Source organism: Oceaniserpentilla sp. 4NH20-0058 (genome assembly GCF_040371755.1).
Lineage (GTDB): Bacteria > Pseudomonadota > Gammaproteobacteria > Pseudomonadales > Oceanobacteraceae > Bermanella.
In genome coordinates this window covers 18713-36453 of the sequence record NZ_BAABWE010000005.1, presented here as the reverse complement: position 1 = coordinate 36453, position 17741 = coordinate 18713, and the positions used below count along the sequence as shown (strand labels likewise).

The 17741-nt window shown below is 40.2% G+C and carries 15 protein-coding genes; 1 reads left to right on the top strand and 14 read right to left on the bottom strand.

Annotated features, from left to right (window positions below; translation table 11 throughout):
- Positions 1–13 precede the first annotated feature (13 nt).
- From ABWV45_RS08155 to fliS, 13 genes are all read right to left on the bottom strand, one after another.
- Entirely contained in the window at positions 14–2074 is a 2061-nt protein-coding gene (locus ABWV45_RS08155) for a chemotaxis protein CheA (protein WP_353350514.1), read from the bottom strand.
- Positions 2075–2078: 4 nt separating this feature from the next.
- Positions 2079–2441, bottom strand: a complete 363-nt coding sequence (locus ABWV45_RS08150; RefSeq protein WP_353350512.1) for a response regulator — start codon at positions 2439–2441, stop codon at positions 2079–2081.
- 16 nt (positions 2442–2457) lie between these two features.
- The gene (locus tag ABWV45_RS08145) at positions 2458–2739 is read right to left on the bottom strand and encodes an STAS domain-containing protein (RefSeq protein ID WP_353350510.1); all 282 of its coding nucleotides are present in this window, start codon (positions 2737–2739) and stop codon (positions 2458–2460) included.
- 90 nt (positions 2740–2829) lie between these two features.
- Positions 2830–3279: a flagellar export protein FliJ gene (fliJ, locus tag ABWV45_RS08140; RefSeq protein ID WP_353350508.1), complete on the bottom strand. Its 450-nt coding sequence runs from the start codon at positions 3277–3279 to the stop codon at positions 2830–2832.
- On the bottom strand, positions 3276–4622 hold the full coding sequence (gene fliI, locus ABWV45_RS08135) for a flagellar protein export ATPase FliI (RefSeq protein WP_353350506.1): 1347 nt from the start codon (positions 4620–4622) through the stop codon (positions 3276–3278). Before fliI ends, fliJ begins: the two co-directional genes overlap by 4 nt.
- Positions 4603–5643: a flagellar assembly protein FliH gene (locus ABWV45_RS08130; RefSeq protein ID WP_353350504.1), complete on the bottom strand. Its 1041-nt coding sequence runs from the start codon at positions 5641–5643 to the stop codon at positions 4603–4605. Before ABWV45_RS08130 ends, fliI begins: the two co-directional genes overlap by 20 nt.
- Before the next feature lie 37 nt (positions 5644–5680).
- A complete protein-coding gene (fliG, locus tag ABWV45_RS08125) occupies positions 5681–6742 on the bottom strand; it encodes a flagellar motor switch protein FliG (RefSeq protein WP_353350502.1) in 1062 nt (353 codons plus the stop codon).
- The gene (gene fliF, locus ABWV45_RS08120) at positions 6732–8474 is read right to left on the bottom strand and encodes a flagellar basal-body MS-ring/collar protein FliF (RefSeq protein ID WP_353350500.1); all 1743 of its coding nucleotides are present in this window, start codon (positions 8472–8474) and stop codon (positions 6732–6734) included. Before fliF ends, fliG begins: the two co-directional genes overlap by 11 nt.
- Before the next feature lie 47 nt (positions 8475–8521).
- Positions 8522–8917, bottom strand: coding sequence for a flagellar hook-basal body complex protein FliE (gene fliE / locus ABWV45_RS08115; protein ID WP_353350498.1), 396 nt, complete (start codon positions 8915–8917; stop codon positions 8522–8524).
- Positions 8918–9063: 146 nt separating this feature from the next.
- Positions 9064–10461 (bottom strand): sigma-54-dependent transcriptional regulator, encoded by a 1398-nt coding sequence (locus tag ABWV45_RS08110; RefSeq protein ID WP_353350496.1) that lies wholly within the window; start codon positions 10459–10461, stop codon positions 9064–9066.
- Positions 10448–11662 (bottom strand): sensor histidine kinase, encoded by a 1215-nt coding sequence (locus tag ABWV45_RS08105; RefSeq protein WP_353350494.1) that lies wholly within the window; start codon positions 11660–11662, stop codon positions 10448–10450. The genes ABWV45_RS08110 and ABWV45_RS08105 overlap by 14 nt, the downstream gene beginning before the upstream one ends.
- A 192-nt stretch (positions 11663–11854) precedes the next feature.
- Positions 11855–13327, bottom strand: a complete 1473-nt coding sequence (locus tag ABWV45_RS08100; protein WP_353350492.1) for a sigma-54 dependent transcriptional regulator — start codon at positions 13325–13327, stop codon at positions 11855–11857.
- 361 nt (positions 13328–13688) lie between these two features.
- Positions 13689–14138, bottom strand: a complete 450-nt coding sequence (gene fliS, locus ABWV45_RS08095; RefSeq protein ID WP_353350490.1) for a flagellar export chaperone FliS — start codon at positions 14136–14138, stop codon at positions 13689–13691.
- 258 nt (positions 14139–14396) lie between these two features.
- Here fliS and ABWV45_RS08090 point away from each other — a divergent pair, with 258 nt between their 5' ends.
- Entirely contained in the window at positions 14397–16487 is a 2091-nt protein-coding gene (locus tag ABWV45_RS08090) for a methyltransferase domain-containing protein (RefSeq protein WP_353350488.1), read from the top strand.
- Between the two features lie 406 nt (positions 16488–16893).
- Here ABWV45_RS08090 and ABWV45_RS08085 read toward each other — a convergent pair whose 3' ends face one another.
- The gene (locus ABWV45_RS08085) at positions 16894–17730 is read right to left on the bottom strand and encodes a CvfB family protein (protein WP_353350486.1); all 837 of its coding nucleotides are present in this window, start codon (positions 17728–17730) and stop codon (positions 16894–16896) included.
- Positions 17731–17741 lie beyond the last annotated feature (11 nt).

Here is a 17741-nt window from a genome sequence, read left to right as displayed (position 1 = left end):
GCTCGATATTCCGTTATGCGGCTTTATGGCTGCCATCTATAATTTTTGATGAAGCGCCACTCATTTTAGTTAAACTGCTAATATCCACAATTAATGCTACTGTGCCATCACCTAAAATGGTGGCACCTGATATTCCATCCACTCGTTTGTAGTTTTCTTCCAAACTTTTAATAACCACTTGCTGTTGGCCAAGAAGTTCATCCACCACTACGCCAATTTTTTCCCCGTCTGTTTCAACTACAACGATAATGGATTCTTCAATTGGTCGTTTTTCATTTGCAATATTAAAAATATCGTCAAGGTGTACGATGGGCACATACTCATCGCGTAATTGCAATACATCGCTATGGCCACCGACATTATTAATTGACAGATCATCGAGTTGAATAGATTCAACAATACTGACCAGAGGGAAAATATATATTTCTTTCCCTACTTGTACGAGCTGACCATCTAATATGGCCAGTGTTAAAGGAAGTCGAATCACAAAACGTGAGCCCTTTCCTCGCTCTGAACTTACTTCTATGGAACCATTTAGTGCTGCAATATTTCTACGGACAACATCCATACCTACACCACGGCCTGATAAATCGCTAACGACATCTGCGGTTGAAAATCCTGGTTGGAATATCAGATCAAATATTTGCTCTTGGGATAAATTAGCCCCTTCTGCGACCAATCCATTTTCAATGGCTTTTTGTAATATACGATCAGTATTTAGGCCGGCACCATCATCTTTAATTTCTATAACAATGTTACCACTTTGATGATAAGCATCTAACTTTACAGTGCCTGTTTCTGCTTTTCCTGCAGCAATTCGATCTGCAGGCATCTCTATTCCATGGTCTATGGAATTGCGTATTAGATGAACCATTGGATCACCTATTTTTTCCATTACTGTTTTATCTAGTTCTGTATTTTCACCAGACATTTCAAGATTGATTTTTTTATCTAATGAGATGCTGACATCCCGAACTAAACGAGGGAATCGGCTGAATACAAAGCTAATGGGCATCATGCGAATCTTCATGACGCTTTCCTGTAATTCGCGGGTGTTATGCTCTAACTGGGCAAGACCTTCTTGTAATCTTTGTACACGGGTAATATCAAAATTTTGGCCTAGTTGACCAAGCATGGATTGAGTAATTACCAGTTCGCCCACCATATTTATCAAGCTATCTACTTTATCTATACTCACGCGAATGGATGAACTTTCTTGTGTTTTAGCGGGTTGTTTCGTCGACGGTTTTTCTTTTTCTACTGGTTTACTAAGCGTTTTTTCTTCTTTAGGTTGTATTGCTTGCGGTACAGGCTCGACAACCTCTTTAATTACACTGGATTCACCTAAAGGAGTAATAATAATTTCAGCATCATCAATCACCCATTCAAATATTTCATCAATGACAGACCTATCAATTGCTTTATCAACTTGCACTTCCCAGACTAAATAACACATTTCTGGGTCCATACTGGTAAACACTGGCAATCTTGTAGTGTCCACTGATATTTTCATTTGGCCATCACATGCGTCGGCTAATTGGCGAAACATGCGTACAGGTTCATTACCCGTTTGTAATAAGGTTAATTCAGGAATAAATCGTATATGCCAACCACTGCCACCTGTCTCTTCTTCCACGGAGGTTTGATTGGTATCAATAGTCTCATCACTAACATCGGCTGGTGTTTCATTACTTAATATGGCTTCAAATTGTTGCTTTAAGTCGTGAGCATCTGTTAGATCTGCCTCTGCACCTGATTGTAATCCTTGCATTAAGCCACGAATACAATCCACACTAGTGAGGAGTAAATTTTGAATACCTTGGCTCATTGCTCGCTGTCCTGAGCGAATTTGATCCAATAGGGTTTCTAATACGTGAGTAAATTCAGCGACATGCGTAAAACCAAACGTACCCGCTCCGCCTTTCATTGAGTGAGCCGCACGAAATATTGTATTGATAACTTCAGCATCTGGGTCCACTAGATCAAGATCTAGCAAGCCTTGCTCCATGGCATCTAAACCTTCGTAGCTTTCCTCATAGAAAACTTGATGAAACTGGCTGAGATCAATACTCATTGGCTTAACCTAATACTTTTTTAATGGTAGTCAGTAACTGGTCTGGGTTAAATGGTTTTACAATCCAGCCTGTTGCCCCCGCACTTTTACCTTCCATTTTTTTATCACCCGCTGATTCAGTGGTCAGCATTAAAATAGGTGTAAATTTATAATTAGGTAATTGACGCAGATTTTTGCAAAGCTCTATACCATTCATGTTTGGCATATTGACGTCGCTTAACACTAAGTCGACCCCTTGTCCTTGTGCAATTCTTAAGGCTTCGCTTCCGTCACTGGCCTCTACAACGTCATGTCCGGCACCTTTTAGTGTAAAACTCACCATTTGACGCATTGAAGCTGAATCATCCACTGCTAATATTTTTGCCATAAGTAGGTCTCCTGATTTAGTTTCCGCTAATGCCAATATGAGCGTCTATACCCAATAATTTTGCCGTCGCCACTACTTGCTCAGACGGATCTGGCCAAGTCACCTTACGGTGGTCTTGTTCTAAAGCCTGATGAAAACTATAGAGAAGCTGCAAAGCGGAAGTATCGATTTGTTCAACGTTAGAGGATTGAATTTCAACATCAACACCTGATTGGATTAGACTTTCCATTTGTACATGCAGCTCCTCTGCTTTGACTATGGTACAGCGGGTACCTAAGTCTATTTTTTCCAAGTCCATTATTTTAACTGCCAAAGAGTCATTTAAATTAATGTTAGACCCAAAATTTAAGGTTTGATAAGAGAGTAATGAAAATATTTAACTAAATATCTATGAGCTATGAAGCCGATGCTGATGTGCGCTAATTTCATCTAAAAACTTTTGTAACTGTTGGTTTTCTGACGCTATCGCTTGGGCGTTGAGTCGGTTTTCCAACTTTTCATAACTCTTAAGCTTTTGATTTAATGTTTGATAAATTGACTGAGCTTTTTTTAGTTGCTCTTTAACTTGAAAGATATGATTGTTTTGCTGAGAAATAGCATCATCAATTTGTACCATAAAGGATTCAAATTGTTGAATTTGCAGCCCTGAGACCTTGATGCTTGCCTGAGTCTTGAAGTTTTCTTGATATTCCTGCTGGTATTGTTTGAGGGTGTCGCTTTTTTGTTCTTCACTATTGAGCTTTTGTTGTAATGCTCCCATGTAACTCAGTGCTTCATTGACAGCATTTTTAGCTATTTGTATAAGAGGCTGTAGACGCTTGGCCCGTTCACGACTCACTGGGCCACCTCTGGTTTTCTGCCAAGGGCTTCATTTAATATCATGTTGAGTCCGTCTAAACTTTCTTGTAATGATATGGATTGATCCAGATCTTGAGCAAGGTATGCCTTCATAACAGGGTTTAGTCGCACCGCCATATCCAATTCAGGATTACTACCCGGGTTATAAGCACCCACACTCAGCAAATCTTTATTTTGTTGGTATAAACTGTACAAATATTTGAATCGCTGCGCGTCCTTGAGCGTATTAGGGGCCACTATTTGTGGCATTGCCCGACTAATGGAAGCTTCTATATCAATTGCTGGATATTGCCCTTCTTCTGCGATTCGACGACTAAGAACCACATGTCCGTCTAAAATAGCTCGTGCTGAATCTGCAATAGGGTCTTGCAGGTCATCTCCTTCTGTTAGTACCGTATAAAAGGCTGTTATGGAGCCTCCACCAACAGGGCCATTACCTGTACGTTCAACTAACTTTGGAATTTTAGCAAACACTGAGGGCGGATAACCTTTTGTTGCAGGAGGCTCACCAACAGCAAGCGCAATTTCACGCTGCGCTTGACCGTAGCGAGTCAGACTATCCATTAGCAATAATACATCCTTACCTTCATCACGAAACGATTCTGCAATAGCTGTACTGAGTGAGGCTGCTCGCATTCGCATAATAGGGCTATCATCGGCTGGACTTGCAATCACAACCGCGCGTTTCAGTCCCTCTTCACCTAGAATATCTTGAATAAATTCTTGTACTTCTCGTCCACGCTCACCTACCAACCCAACAACCACGACATCGGCTGTGGTGAAACGAGTCATCATGCCCAGCAACATACTTTTACCAACACCAGAACCTGCAAATAACCCCATGCGCTGGCCTCTTCCCACTGTTAATAACGCGTTAATGGCTCGAATGCCCACATCCATTATTTCGCGGATAGGTGCACGCTGCATTGGGTTGATTATTTTGCCTTCTAAAGTTAAATGTTGATCGCTAACGATTTCGCCTAAGCCATCTAGTGGTGTGCCTGCGCCATTCAATACCCGCCCTAACAATCCATCTCCCGCAGGAATTTGGTCACCATCTAAAATAGGGGTGACTCTTGCCCCTGTAGACAACCCTTGCACAGGCTCTATTGGCATCAAAAAACATTTATCACGATCAAAGCCAACCACTTCAGCTTCAATTTGTTCTCGGCCTTGCTCGACCCAGCAACGATCTCCAACTTTTACTTTGCAGCCAACCGCTTCCATGGCAAGGCCTACCATGCGTGTTAATTGACCAGACACCACAGGTTGGCATTGGTATTCACCCTTCTCTTTTAACCAGTTAAGTGTCTTTAGGCTCATGGTCTTCACTATTTACATCCAATGCTTGATCAGAAGTGTTATTGTCTAAGTTGGAGGGACTTGCAATGTCGTCCGGTGTTGAATCATCAGCATTTTGTGTTTCGATTTTACTGTTTTGGGTATGTTCTATTTCTTCTTTAGGCGAGTCTTCGTTCTCAGATACTTGTGTGACTTTTTTCATAACCTCAGGTTGTTCGGATTTTTCATCAATTAGAGTATCTTCATCATGGTTTAGCGATAATTGAACTTGATGGTGGTATTGTTTTTCAATGGTTTTCCAGCGCTCACTTAACGTGAAATTGACAGTACTGTAGCGAGTATGAACGCGGCATCCTCCCGCCTCTATGGCTTCTTTTGAAATGACTTGCCCTTCAAATTTACCTTGCTCTATGGCCGCTTCAACAAAAGGTAGGTCTTGCGGGTTTACTTCTATTTTGATTTCACCACAATCCAAAGGTAATGATTGCAATGCTTGATCAACCAACGAAACAATGTGCTCACTACCTTGTGTAAGTTCTTCGGTAATGACCGCCTTTGCAATCGCCAAAATAATATCAGGTACCGTGTTTGATAATATCGTTTTCTGCTCAGTTAACTCTTGTGTTAATTGTTCTAAAACGGCTTCATAGCGTTTTGAAATGGCTTCTTGTTCTTTTGTCGTATTTGTTAAGGCTTGTTTCTCACCCTGCTCAAATCCGGCGTCAAAGCCTAACTTTTGACCTTGTGTTTCACCCGATTTTTTTCCTTCTTCGTATGCTTCATCGTATCCTAACTTTTCCCCTTTTTGCCGACCTTCTATTAAGCCTTGTTCTAACCCTTCGTTATAGGCTTCTTGACGAATGCATTCGAGTTGCTCAGCAGTAAGCGGTTCAACTTCAATTTCCTCTTCTTCAATAACTACTTCTTCATTTTCAGGCTCTTCACTATGAACCACATTTTTGGGTTCTGTCCAAAATGGTAAGTTCCATCGCTTAGAGTCTTTCACTTCATCAGCAGGTATTCTTTGACGACGCTCTGTCATACTTACAACACTCTTTTTATAGGCTCGACACTAGTTGCTACAGCATTTGTTCGCCGCCAGCGCCGCCTAATACGATTTCTCCTGCATCGGCCATTCGTCTTGCAATAGTCAATACTTCTTTTTGTGCATTCTCTACTTCACTGACCTTCACAGGGCCTTTCGCTTCTAAGTCATCACGTAGAAGTTCTGCTGCTCGTTTAGACATATTTTTGAATATTTTTTCTTTAAGATCTTCATCTGCACCTTTAAGCGCAATAGTAAGCAAGTCACCCGATACTTCTCGAAGAAGTACTTGTATGCCTCTATCGTCTACTTCAATGAGGTTCTCAAACACAAACATTAGATCTTGAATTTGTACGCCCATTTCTTCGTCCACTTCTTTAATTTGATCAAGAAGTTCGGCGCTTAATGTACTGTCTAAATTATTAATGATGCCAGCAGAAACTTTGACACCACCCATTTGTGTGGTTTGCTGACCTTGATTACCAGAGAATTGTTTTTCAAGAATATCATTGAGTTCTTGTAAGGCAGCTGGCTGCACAGCTTGTAACGATGCAACTCGCATCATGATATCTAATCGCACTTTTTCATCGAAGTTGCATAAGATTTCAGCGGCTTGATCCGACTCCAAATAAGCAATTACAATGGCTTGAATTTGTGGATGTTCATGTCGAATAACATCGGCAACCGCACGGCTCTCCATCCATTTAAGGGTATCAAGACCGGTAGTATTGCCCCCTAGTAATATTCGATCTATTAAGCCGCCGGCTTTATCTGCGCCTAAAGCTTGGGTAAGCATGCTTCGGATGTATTCATCTGCTCCTAAACCCAAACCTGTTTGCCCTGAAAGACTGTCTAGAAATTCCGCCACAACCCCTTCCACTTGGGACTGAGTAATGTCTTTTAATTGGGCCATAGTAGCACCCACTGCTTGTACTTCTTTTGGTCCAAGATGTTTTAACAGCTCTGCGGCATCTTTCTCCCCTAAACTCATCAACAAAATAGCAGCGCGCTCTTTGTGGTCTAAGGTAGAAAGTTCACCTTTTGGCGCAGGTGCTTGACCCTGATCTACTGCTTGTTTTGCATCATCATTCGGCATTGTTCACCCATTTCTTAAATGCTTGCGCTACCCTAGCTGGGTCTTCTGCAATTAATCCACGTAGAGCATCCAGTTGACGCTCAAAGCCTTCAGAGGCACCCGGTAAAAGAAATTCATCAGCCCCAGCCAAGGTCACTTTGTCATCTCCAAATAAATCATCACTGCTTCCGAGTTCGTCCAGCTCACCTTCGATTTCAGCATTTTCATCCATTTTGCCGCGCTCAATAAGATTTCGAACGATTGGGCGAATGACACCGAATATCACTATAAGTAGAAATAGACCGGCTAAAACTTGTTTAACGATTTCCCAGAACCATGGCTGACGCCAGAATTCAGGCTCACCTAGTTCTTGTGGGCCTCCTAGGAAGGCACTGTTCACAACACTGACGCTATCGCCACGGGCCGCACTAAAACCTACTGCATCCTTCACTAGTAATTCGAGCCGAGCTAGCTCTTCAACAGACCACGGCACTGCTTCATTTACCCCCGTTTGTGGGTTAACACGACTACGATCATTCACCGCAACCGAGACGGTAACGCGGCGTACTTTGCCTACCTGATGCTGAGTATGGCTCAAAGTTCGATCAACTTCATAGTTTCTTGTGGCTTCACTTCGACGCTCAAGCGGCTGACCTGTTCCGTCAGCACCAGCTCCAGCCACCTCTGGAGCCTCAGCGGCCCCTGGTGGCTGATTTGACAATGCTCCAGGCACTCCACCATCTGGTTTGTTTATGCTTTCTTCGTCTAATGTCTGCTCGCTTCGTAATGCGATTAAGTCTGGGTTATATAGTTCTTGTGTTTGTTCGACTGCGGTAAAATCTAAGTCGGCTGTGACTTCTGCTTGAAAATTCTCAACGCCCAAGACAGGTTCTAAAATGCGTTGCACACGTGATGATAGGTTGTCTTCAAGTTTGCGGGTAAATTGGTATTGTTTAGCCGCTAGGATATCTTCGTTTGTTTTGTCATCCTTGCTGAGTAAATTCCCTTTTTGATCAACTAATGTGACGTTTTCAACAGGTAATTGTGGAATACTGCTGGCCACCAAATTGATGATGGCCTCGGCTTGTGCTTCTTTTAATCCTTTCCCGCCATATATTTCTAGAAATACAGAAGCCCTAGGTTCTCGATCATCCCTAACAAAGACAGATTGTTTAGGTAAGGCTAAGTGAACACGTGCATTTCTAACACTTTGTAAACTAGAGATGGTTCTAGCAAGTTCCCCTTCTAAGCCACGGCGATAGCGCGCACTTTCTATAAATTGACTGGTGCCCAAGCCCTGTTCTTTATCAAGTAACTCTAAGCCTATGGTATCTTCAACTTCGGCTAATACCGGTGCCAATGCAAGACGTGCTTCATGAATATCTTCTTCCGGAACGGTAACAATACCTGTGGTGGGATTAATGCGATAATCGAGCCCTGATTCATCTAATATGTGAAGTATTTCTTTAGCGTTAAAATCTTCTAGATTGCTGATTAAGGGACGGTATAGTGTTTCTTGTGACCAAATTACAACCCCTATTCCTAACGCCAGTAATCCCGCAAACCCCATCAGTAGTGCAATTTGACGTACGATTGTGAGCTTATTAAAGCCCATCATAATAGGGTTTATTTCACTGGCATCCATTGCATCTGGCAGAGTCTCATTGAAAGAATCGGCAGTTCCCTCGGCATTAGGGTCCGATTCCATTGGCAGGCTTCGTCCTGCTTCTGCCGGTACGTTCTCTGTGGCCATGTTAGATAACCTTAACTGCGTAGACGAATGAATTATTCAACATATTATTAAACAGGCATATTCATGATGTCTTTATATGCTTCGACCAGTTTGTTTCGCACTTCCTTCATTGCGTCAAAGGAAACACTGGCTTTTTGCGCGGCAATCATTACCTCTGGTAAGTCCACCATAGGGTCACCTTTTTCAAACCGTGTGCGTAATTCAGAGCTTTGCATTTGCTGCTCATTAACATTATTAATGGCGTTGCCAAACATGGTTTGAAAGTCAGGGACATTGGGATCAGCTTCGATATTTGGGTAATTAGCGCTTTGATTTTGCAGTTTATCTACTTCTTGCGCTAAACGATCCGCTGCTGAAGTAGGCACTTCATTGGGGGATTTTATTTGAGAGCGCACCTCTCGTAATTGTGAAAGTACGCTATTAATATCTGCACGATCAACCATATATACCTCGATAAACCCAATCGTAAGCCAATTAAATGCCACTGGGAGGTGGCTTCTGTGCCCTACTTACTTAAAAGACGTCTTCCTGACATTTTTTAATTACTGTTCGTATTATTTGCATAACATAGGCCAATTCCATATTTCGCCTAAGTTAGTAATTGCCTTTGTATATCAATTCCTTGTTCGCGCATTTTGGCCATTTTGTATCTTAGGGTTCTGGGGCTGATGCCTAACTTTTCAGCGGCTCGTTTTTTATTTTTTTCATGTTTCAAAGCATCCAAAATCAATGTGTATTCGGTTTGCTTTAAATTATCTCCTAAGGCATCTTGTGGTACTGATTCAACCAATGATTCACTGGGCACTTCCATATCCAAACCTGAAAAATGGCTAGGCACATGAGTGTTGCTCATGGGCTCCATATTCAAAACAATGTCACTTGCCGTAATACTATGGCCAGTTTGAATAATCAGCGCTCGCTGGATAACATTATCAAGTTCACGCACATTACCGGGCCAATTATGTTGTTGTAATTTATACTGGGCACTTTCATCAAATATTAACGTGGGCTTATTTTGCTTTTTGCAATGCTTAGTTAGCAGGCGTTCAGCGATTGGCAATAGATCTTGAGGGCGTTGACGCAGCGACTTCCACTGTAATGGGAAAACGCTTAGTCTGTAATATAGGTCTTCACGAAATTTTTTCTCACTGACATATTCTAATAAATTACGGTTGGTAGTAGCTAAAATTCTCACGTCCAATGGAATGGTTTTTCGCCCACCGAGACGCTCAACTTCACGCTCTTGCAGGACTCTTAATATTTTTGCTTGCAAGCCAATTTCCATCTCACTAATTTCATCAAGTAATAAGGTGCCACCTTGAGCTTGCTCAAACTTGCCCGGCATGCTGTTATAAGCACCAGTAAAAGCACCTTTCTCATAACCAAACAATGTGGATTCCAACATATTTTCTGGAATAGCTGCACAGTTTATTGCAATAAATGGCCCTGACTTCCTTGGACTATTTTGATGAATATAACGTGCTAATACTTCTTTACCTGTTCCACTTTCACCACTAATTAATACAGTTGCTTCGCTATCTGCCACTTGTTTTGCTAATTTTAAAAGTGCTTTACTTGATGGGTCTTGGGCTACTGGGTCATTGCTACTTCCAGCGTCACCATTTTGATTACGGAATTGATTGACGGTTTCCACTAACACATTAACTTCAAATGGCTTAACAAGATAATCCATTGCCCCTTGCTGAATAGCCTGTACTGCTTTTTCTACCTCTCCGAAAGCAGTCATAAGTACCATAGGGGTAGTAGGATATTGGCTTTTTACGTGATTAAGTAAATCAAAACCCGACAATGCTCCCATGCTGATATCTGATAGCACCATGTCAACTGACTGGTTTTTTAACAACTCTATAGCCGATTCTGCACTATTGGCTTCCAGCGTTTTAATACCTTCTAATTGCAAGGTATCGACGATGGCTTCTCTTAATTGAGAATCATCTTCTACCACTAGCATCTTAAATAGTTTCATTATCCACCTCCTTATTAACTTCTTGATGGCTAATAGGCAATGCCATAACAAAACAAGCCCCCCCTTGTTCACGATTAAAGAAAGTTAATTTACCGTAATGGGCACGAACAACGGCATTAACAACAGGTAAGCCCAAACCCGTTCCATTACTTTTTGTTGTATAAAATGGCTCGGTAATTTTTTCACTAACATTGGCATTTAATCCTGGGCCGTTATCGCAAACCGATATGTACAAATAATTTTCTTTAACACAAATATGCACTTGAATTTTGGCTGAATCACAAAACTCTTCAGCTGCTTCTATCCCATTTGAAATCAGATTTTGAATTGCTCCGATTAAACTTTCTTCATGGCACTGAATTTGGCTATCCGAGTATTCACTTGATATATCAATTTCTGCCTGATATTGCTTATGCAAGATATTTTTTGCCTCCATAACCAGCTGAATTAAATCTTGTTGATTAATTCGTTGGTTTAAAGGCGCACTGCCACGAGCAAATATGAGCATATCGCGTACTTGTGCCTCTATATTTTTTAACTGGCGACCCAATTTTTTAGAAAACTTAATGCGAGTTTCACTTTCCAAGTTATCGTTAGCTAAATGTTGGCTATACAACATAGCTCCCGCTAATGGTGTTCTCACTTGATGGGCAAGGCTAGCCACCATTTTTCCCATGGCCATGAGCCTTTGGTGACGAGCCAGTTTTGCCTGTAATTCCCGTGTTTCTGTTTGGTCTGTCATTAAAACAATTTGACCTGGCTCATTTTCTAAACTGGAAGTTTGGATACTTAAACGTCGACCATTTATTAATGATACTTCGTGTCCATCGTCTTCTCTTGGTCGAAAATACTGACTAATAACACTACGCCATAACTGACCTTGCAAACCATCATGATTTAACATTGAGTGTGCAGCACGATTACTTTCTTGCACTCGCCCATTTCCATCTAACACAACAACGCCACCTGGTAATAACTGAAGCAAACTATGTAATCGGTCCGCTAGGCGTTCTTTTTCTTTGAGTTCTTTAATACGTGCAGCACTGACCTCAGCCAGTTCACCGGATAATGTATGCACTTGATTTTCAAGTTTGCTATAACTATCGGTTAGTTCTTTTGACATTTGATTGAATAATTCAAATGCTTGACGCAAACCCTCTTTGGGCTGGACTTCTTGGGGGATCTCAATATAAGCCGTCATATACTTCACACCTAAAGTCGATCATTGAGCCAAATTAATGGCTAATAGGAATAACTATAGGGTTAATGGCAAATAGTGTGCCGTCTTATTTTTTTATAATTAGATAGTATATAAATGACATATCACGTTAGAAGTAATGAGATTATAAGGGGGGATTAGAGGCAAAAAAAAAGCCCTTTCGGGCTTTATAAATTATTCATCAAGTTCTTCGGCGTGTTCTTTTTCTTTTCGTTGTAAGCCATATTTACGCATCTTTTCGACTAAAGTCGTTCTTCGTATGCGTAATTTTTCAGCTGCTCGCGCCACTACACCGCACGCATCATCTAATGCTTGCTGAATTAAGGAGCGTTCTAGGTTGGTTAAGTAATCTTTTAAATCTATTCCGTTAACCGGTAGCAATGCAGGTGTATCTAAACCAACAAGGCCCGGCTCACTTGGTAAGATAACAGGCTCTTGCATACGGCTTTCATCTTCATCTCCGTCATCTACATGGCAGAATTTTTTCGGTAATTCCGGAATCCCTATTACACCATAAGGATGTAAGATAGCTAACCGCTCAACAAGGTTCGCTAACTCACGAACATTACCATGCCAATCATGTCGACATAGGGACATGATTGCAGCACTATTAAAACGAATAGAGCCGCGTTTTTCATTTTCCATCCGCGAAATTAATTCATTAAGTAATAGAGGAATATCTTCTCTGCGATCACGCAATGCTGGCATTTCTACTGGAAATACATTTAAACGATAATACAAGTCTTCGCGAAAAGTCTCATCTGCCACCATGGCATCTAAGTCTTTATGGGTGGCGGCTATGATTCGCACATCGGTATGCAACGTTTTTGTTCCACCCACTCTTTCGTAAGTGCGTTCTTGCAATACACGTAATAATTTCACCTGCATATTTAAAGGAAGGTCGCCTATTTCATCTAAAAATAGTGTTCCACCTTCCGCCATTTCAAAGCGACCGCTTCGTGATGTAATGGCCCCTGTAAATGCACCTTTTTCATGACCAAATAATTCACTTTCAATTAATTCATTTGGAATAGCCCCACAATTTACAGGGACAAAGGGCGCATCTCTACGAGTACTGTGATAATGAAGGTTACGCGCAACAACTTCTTTACCTGTTCCACTTTCCCCTGTAATTAAAACGGTGACGCTTTTGTCCGCCACTTGATGCATGAGTTCTCGGACATATTGAATTTGGCGGCTTGTTCCAACAAGTGAACGAAATAGCTGAACAGGGCGACGTTCTCCTCGCACTCTGTTTTGCGAAAAGTGTTCACGGTATATTTGCGCCCGATGCAAACTATCTAATAATTTATTATAACTTGGTGGGGTTTTAACTTGCGAAATAATACTTCTGCGAACATCATCGGAAAGCTCTGAAGGTAGATCTTGATCCCCGATGTAAATGATTGGCATTCCCTTATCCCATTCATTTATTTCATTAAATAAACTGGATAATGTTTTTTTATTTGAGTCACCAACTAAAAAGGCAACTATACGACTAGGATCATCATTCCCCTCGACGACTTCTCGCCAATTTGCAGTAGCACTACTAAATGATTCTTCGCCCAAAAAATCTAATAAAACGCGCATGTCATGTTGACGTTGCTCGTTATCATCCACCAACAGGACTTTAATTTCTCGCCACATGGTGCACCTTTTCCTTGAGTTTTTTCATCATTTTAAAGCCGATTTATCGTCGATAATTTGACTAGTTAGTACTAGTAAAGTCGATGTGCTTGATTAGGTCAAATAAATGACGAAAAATAGTCTTATTATTTTTTTTATTGAATCAATTAAAGCAAAATGTTCTTTGCTTTATTGACATAGTTCATTTGTGACAAAATTTCTATCACCTGTAAACCCCTTTTTATTAATTTTTTTCTAGAAACTCAACTGTCATATAAGTGTAACGATTAGTTTTTAAAAAAAATCTTAGAGGGAATCTATATAAAATCAAAAAAGGGCCTTAATTAGACCCTTTAAGTTGGCTGTATTCATCTAAACAAAATTAAACCGATAAATGACTACTTTGCACGCTTGTATCGATTTTCCCCTGACCTTTAATATCTTCATAGCTGGCTCGTATACCTTCCCAGCCTGATTTTATTTCTGACAACAGCCCCATTACTTCATTGATTATCTCTGCATCATTATTGCTATTAGCCTCAAAAAGGCGCCTAGACATATAATCATATAACCTTTCTAGGTTTGCACTGATTTCACCACCACGCTCATGATCAAGGGATTCTTGTAACGCACAGATGATATCTATGGCCCGACCTATCTTTTCATTTTTTGCGGCAAAGTCTTTTTTCTCGATATAGTTTTTAGCCATGGATAATCGAGTTAAAGCACCTTCTAGTAGTAGTTGAATCAATTTATGGGGGTCTGCTTCCATGACCTCCGTTTGCAAACTGACTTGACTGTATTCCTTTGCGCCTTTTGTATACATACTCATTGCCTCCGGTTACTTCTATTATGTAAACGGCTACTCATTCAATTTCTTTAATAATAAATTTAGTTTGTGTGTGTTTTTACCTCCTCCCCACTAAAAAAGCGGATGACATCCTTAAATCAAGCGGCAATCACTTGCCTAAAAAAAACCTAAAATTAACGTAAGCTATTGATTTTATTGTGATTTTATATATGGCACAAGCTGTGCTTGTAGCTAAGCATCATTTTCATCGCTTTAAATTAGGAGCGAAAGGATTGAGCTATGGCTTTAAGTAATCAGACTTCTGACAAACCATTACAGAAGATTAGCAAACACGCACTTAAGCAATTATCTGAATTAAAAAAACAAGCATTTGTTTTATTTAATGACTCTGTGTCTTCTCATGAGGACCCTGTTCGCTCAGAGTCATTACAACAAGCCAGATCAATCATTAAACAGGCACTGGAACTTTATTCCGCTGAGACGGAGTGCTTAAACCTATTAACCCGAATTGAGCTTGAATCAGGTCAGTTTGAGCTAGCACAAGCATATATCAAACAAGCTTTAGTGTTAGAGCCAGAAAATGCTGGCTATTGGTATAGCGCAGGGCATGTAGCCCTTGCATTGCACGACCTTGAATATGCTGAAAAGGCGTTCAGAAAAGCGATTGAGCTTGCACCTAAACAAACACGAGCAGATGTCAGTTTAGCCTATACCATTGCCGAACAAGGTCGTCAGATTGAGGCTTTTCAGCTTTATCGCCAGCTTGTAAAAACGCAAACTCAAGATATACAGGTAAAAAGTCGATTATTAGAAAGCGCTAAAGGCTTAGTGGCTGATTATTATGATAAAGAGCTTGAGCAAGACCTCATTACCTACTTGTCATGGGATGACGTCAACTTAGATAATTTGTCACATCTTTGTTGCAGCGTACTAATATTTAAATTTCAGCTGAATCATCAGGGTAGCGCAGCCTCGTTTAATGATATGGCAAGCTGCACCTTATTATTAGATACACTCAGAAAAACCATCATAAAAAATGAGTTACTTGAAAAATTAATCATTGCCATTCGACAAGAACTTTTGACTCATGCAAGTAAAAAAGGTCGATTAATTAATCAATACATTCCGTTATGTGAAGCCATCTGCCAATATCAGATTAAGAATGAGTTCCTGTTGCCTTATTCTGAAGCAGAACGCTCTATGATTTTGGCTTTGAAAAACATGGTGGACCAATCATTAGAATTATCAGGATGCACGCCAACTGATATTTCTGGTGCACTGATGTTGTTTTCTATGTATGAATCTTGGTACTCATTAGGGCAATATAAAACCTTATTTTCTTTTTCTGATGATAGTTGGCCTGCTATTAGTTTTGAAATTAAGCTTGCTCATGACAGCTTACTCTATGAAAAACAACATGAATTTAAATCATTGACTAAAATGCCATCAGTCGATCACCACAAAGTAAAAGGGCAGTATGAACGCTTCCCCTACCCTAGGTGGCAAAGTTTAGACAACAGAAACATGACCAATTACGGACGTGCTCTTCAGCATGAATTTCCGTGGATTAATATTCCTGAAAAATTATTAACTCAACCATTAGATATATTGGTGGCAGGCTGTGGCACGGGAAGACATGCACTGAATGTAGCCAAATACTTTTATCAAGCCAATGTTACGGCTATCGATATTAGTCAAACTAGTTTAGATTATGCTTATAAAAAATCCGCAGAGTTTGGTATCGATAATATCGATTTCTATTTAGCTGATTTAACTCGACTAGGAAAACAACAAAATGCATTTGATATTATTGAATGTTCCGGGGTATTACACCATATCCCACAATATCATTGTGCTCTTGAAAACTTACTAATGAATTTAAAACCCAATGGCTTTATGAAGCTATCTTTATATAGTCAGCGGGCGCGTCAATCCGTTTATGATATTAGGGATCAATACAAACATGGCGGCATTGAAAATAATGAGCAAGATATTCGTATCTTACGTCATGTCATTTTCTCAGAGAATAAAATCAAAAATAAACACTTAATCACTGAGTCAAATGACTTTTATAGTATGAGTGGGGTGGTAGATTTATTGCTTCATGAATTTGAAGTTGGCTTTACGCCTAAAACCATTAAAACTCTATGTTCCCATCATCAATTAACATTTTTAGGATTTTCAAGTTTAGACAATATGCTTAAACAAGCTTTTAAAGATTTTATTGGTGAAAATTATAACTTTTGCGATTTAGATCAATGGGAAGATTACGAGAAATCACACCCAGAAACCTTCAGTAATATGTACCAATTTTATTGCCAGTACCAACCTCAATTAGCTTTAAAGCCACTTAAAAAGCCCCATGAATAAGGATACTCATGGGGCTGTTATTCAAGTCATTAATAGGCGATGTTATCTAGGTGACCCCATATCTAGCCACTTTGCAATCATCTTTCGCTTTTTTATGAAGCTGGAGGCCGCTTTAATTTCCCTGGCAATGATGATTTATAGGTTTTCATTAACGGAAAACTCGCCATTGATCTCGGCGGCATTCACTGTGTCGAATAAAAAGTAGTCTATTTAGATGATATTGCCGATGAACTATGTATTGAGCTAGGTAACAGTTATTCATTCGATTTATTTTTTGCCGTACGGCATTTAGTCCAGTCTAATTTCCAATTTCAAGCCACGTTTGAGCTGCAGTGTTTATAAGCAATCAAATTATTCAGACATAAAAAAACACAAACCTTGGTTTGCGTTTTTTTATATGGTTAATTTACTCAGCTAAGTAAATGCCATCTTTTTCGATTCGAATCAGCCTTTGTTTATATAGCGTCCCTATGGCCTGCTTGAAACTGTTTTTACTGCACTTGAACATTTTTTTAATGTCGTCAGGTGCGCTTTTATCGCTTAACGGAATAAAACCTTCTTTTGCTTGCAATGCTTCCAACACCTCACCAGCTAAGCCTTCTACGCGGGCAAAACCTGGCTTTTGAATAATAATTTCAATTTTTTGATCTTCGCGCACACGCTTAATATGAGCTTGCAGTTTATCTCCACGGTTAAGTGGCTGAAATACATCCGAGTGATAAATCAATCCCCAGTAAGTTCCATCTACAATTACTTTAATACCCAAATCAGTTTTAGGGCCAACAACTATGCTGACTTCTTCTGCTGTTTTATAGGCATTTGTTTCATCAGTATCGTATAAAAAGGTATCCAGTTTGGTTGATGCGGTTAAACGCTCAGAGTCATCTAAATAAATGCGCACCAATACTTTGCGGCCTTTTTCTAAGCGATTATTTTGTTCAGAAAATGGCACTAAAATATCACGTTGCAATCCAATATCTAAGAAGGCCCCTACAGGGCTTTCGTCTACAACATTTAAGTAAGCAAAATCGCCGACCATGGCAAGTGGTGTTTGTGTGGTGGCAATTAAGCGGTCTTCGCTATCACGATAAATAAATACATTCACCGAGCTACCCACCTCCATTTCGTCGGTTAGGTATTGCTTAGGTAGTAAGATTTCACCGTACTTTCCACCGTCTAATTGTAAGCCACGAGGCAATTGGCGTAACACGTTTAATTGGTTGAAACGGCCGATATTTAACATAATACATTCAC

What these genes read in the sequence shown, in the direction of transcription:
- fliF (WP_353350500.1), bottom strand. Translation starts at nt 8,474, where the DNA reads ATGGCCACAGAGAACGTACCGGCAGAAGCAGGACGAAGCCTGCCAATG.
- ABWV45_RS08150 (WP_353350512.1), bottom strand. Translation starts at nt 2,441, where the DNA reads ATGGCAAAAATATTAGCAGTGGATGATTCAGCTTCAATGCGTCAAATG.
- ABWV45_RS08085 (WP_353350486.1), bottom strand. Translation starts at nt 17,730, where the DNA reads ATGTTAAATATCGGCCGTTTCAACCAATTAAACGTGTTACGCCAATTG.
- ABWV45_RS08130 (WP_353350504.1), bottom strand. Translation starts at nt 5,643, where the DNA reads ATGACAGAGCGTCGTCAAAGAATACCTGCTGATGAAGTGAAAGACTCT.
- ABWV45_RS08145 (WP_353350510.1), bottom strand. Translation starts at nt 2,739, where the DNA reads ATGGACTTGGAAAAAATAGACTTAGGTACCCGCTGTACCATAGTCAAA.
- ABWV45_RS08100 (WP_353350492.1), bottom strand. Translation starts at nt 13,327, where the DNA reads ATGTGGCGAGAAATTAAAGTCCTGTTGGTGGATGATAACGAGCAACGT.
- fliI (WP_353350506.1), bottom strand. Translation starts at nt 4,622, where the DNA reads ATGAGCCTAAAGACACTTAACTGGTTAAAAGAGAAGGGTGAATACCAA.
- fliG (WP_353350502.1), bottom strand. Translation starts at nt 6,742, where the DNA reads ATGCCGAATGATGATGCAAAACAAGCAGTAGATCAGGGTCAAGCACCT.
- fliE (WP_353350498.1), bottom strand. Translation starts at nt 8,917, where the DNA reads ATGGTTGATCGTGCAGATATTAATAGCGTACTTTCACAATTACGAGAG.
- fliS (WP_353350490.1), bottom strand. Translation starts at nt 14,138, where the DNA reads ATGAGTATGTATACAAAAGGCGCAAAGGAATACAGTCAAGTCAGTTTG.
- ABWV45_RS08110 (WP_353350496.1), bottom strand. Translation starts at nt 10,461, where the DNA reads ATGAAACTATTTAAGATGCTAGTGGTAGAAGATGATTCTCAATTAAGA.
- ABWV45_RS08155 (WP_353350514.1), bottom strand. Translation starts at nt 2,074, where the DNA reads ATGAGTATTGATCTCAGCCAGTTTCATCAAGTTTTCTATGAGGAAAGC.
- ABWV45_RS08105 (WP_353350494.1), bottom strand. Translation starts at nt 11,662, where the DNA reads ATGACGGCTTATATTGAGATCCCCCAAGAAGTCCAGCCCAAAGAGGGT.
- ABWV45_RS08090 (WP_353350488.1), top strand. Translation starts at nt 14,397, where the DNA reads ATGGCTTTAAGTAATCAGACTTCTGACAAACCATTACAGAAGATTAGC.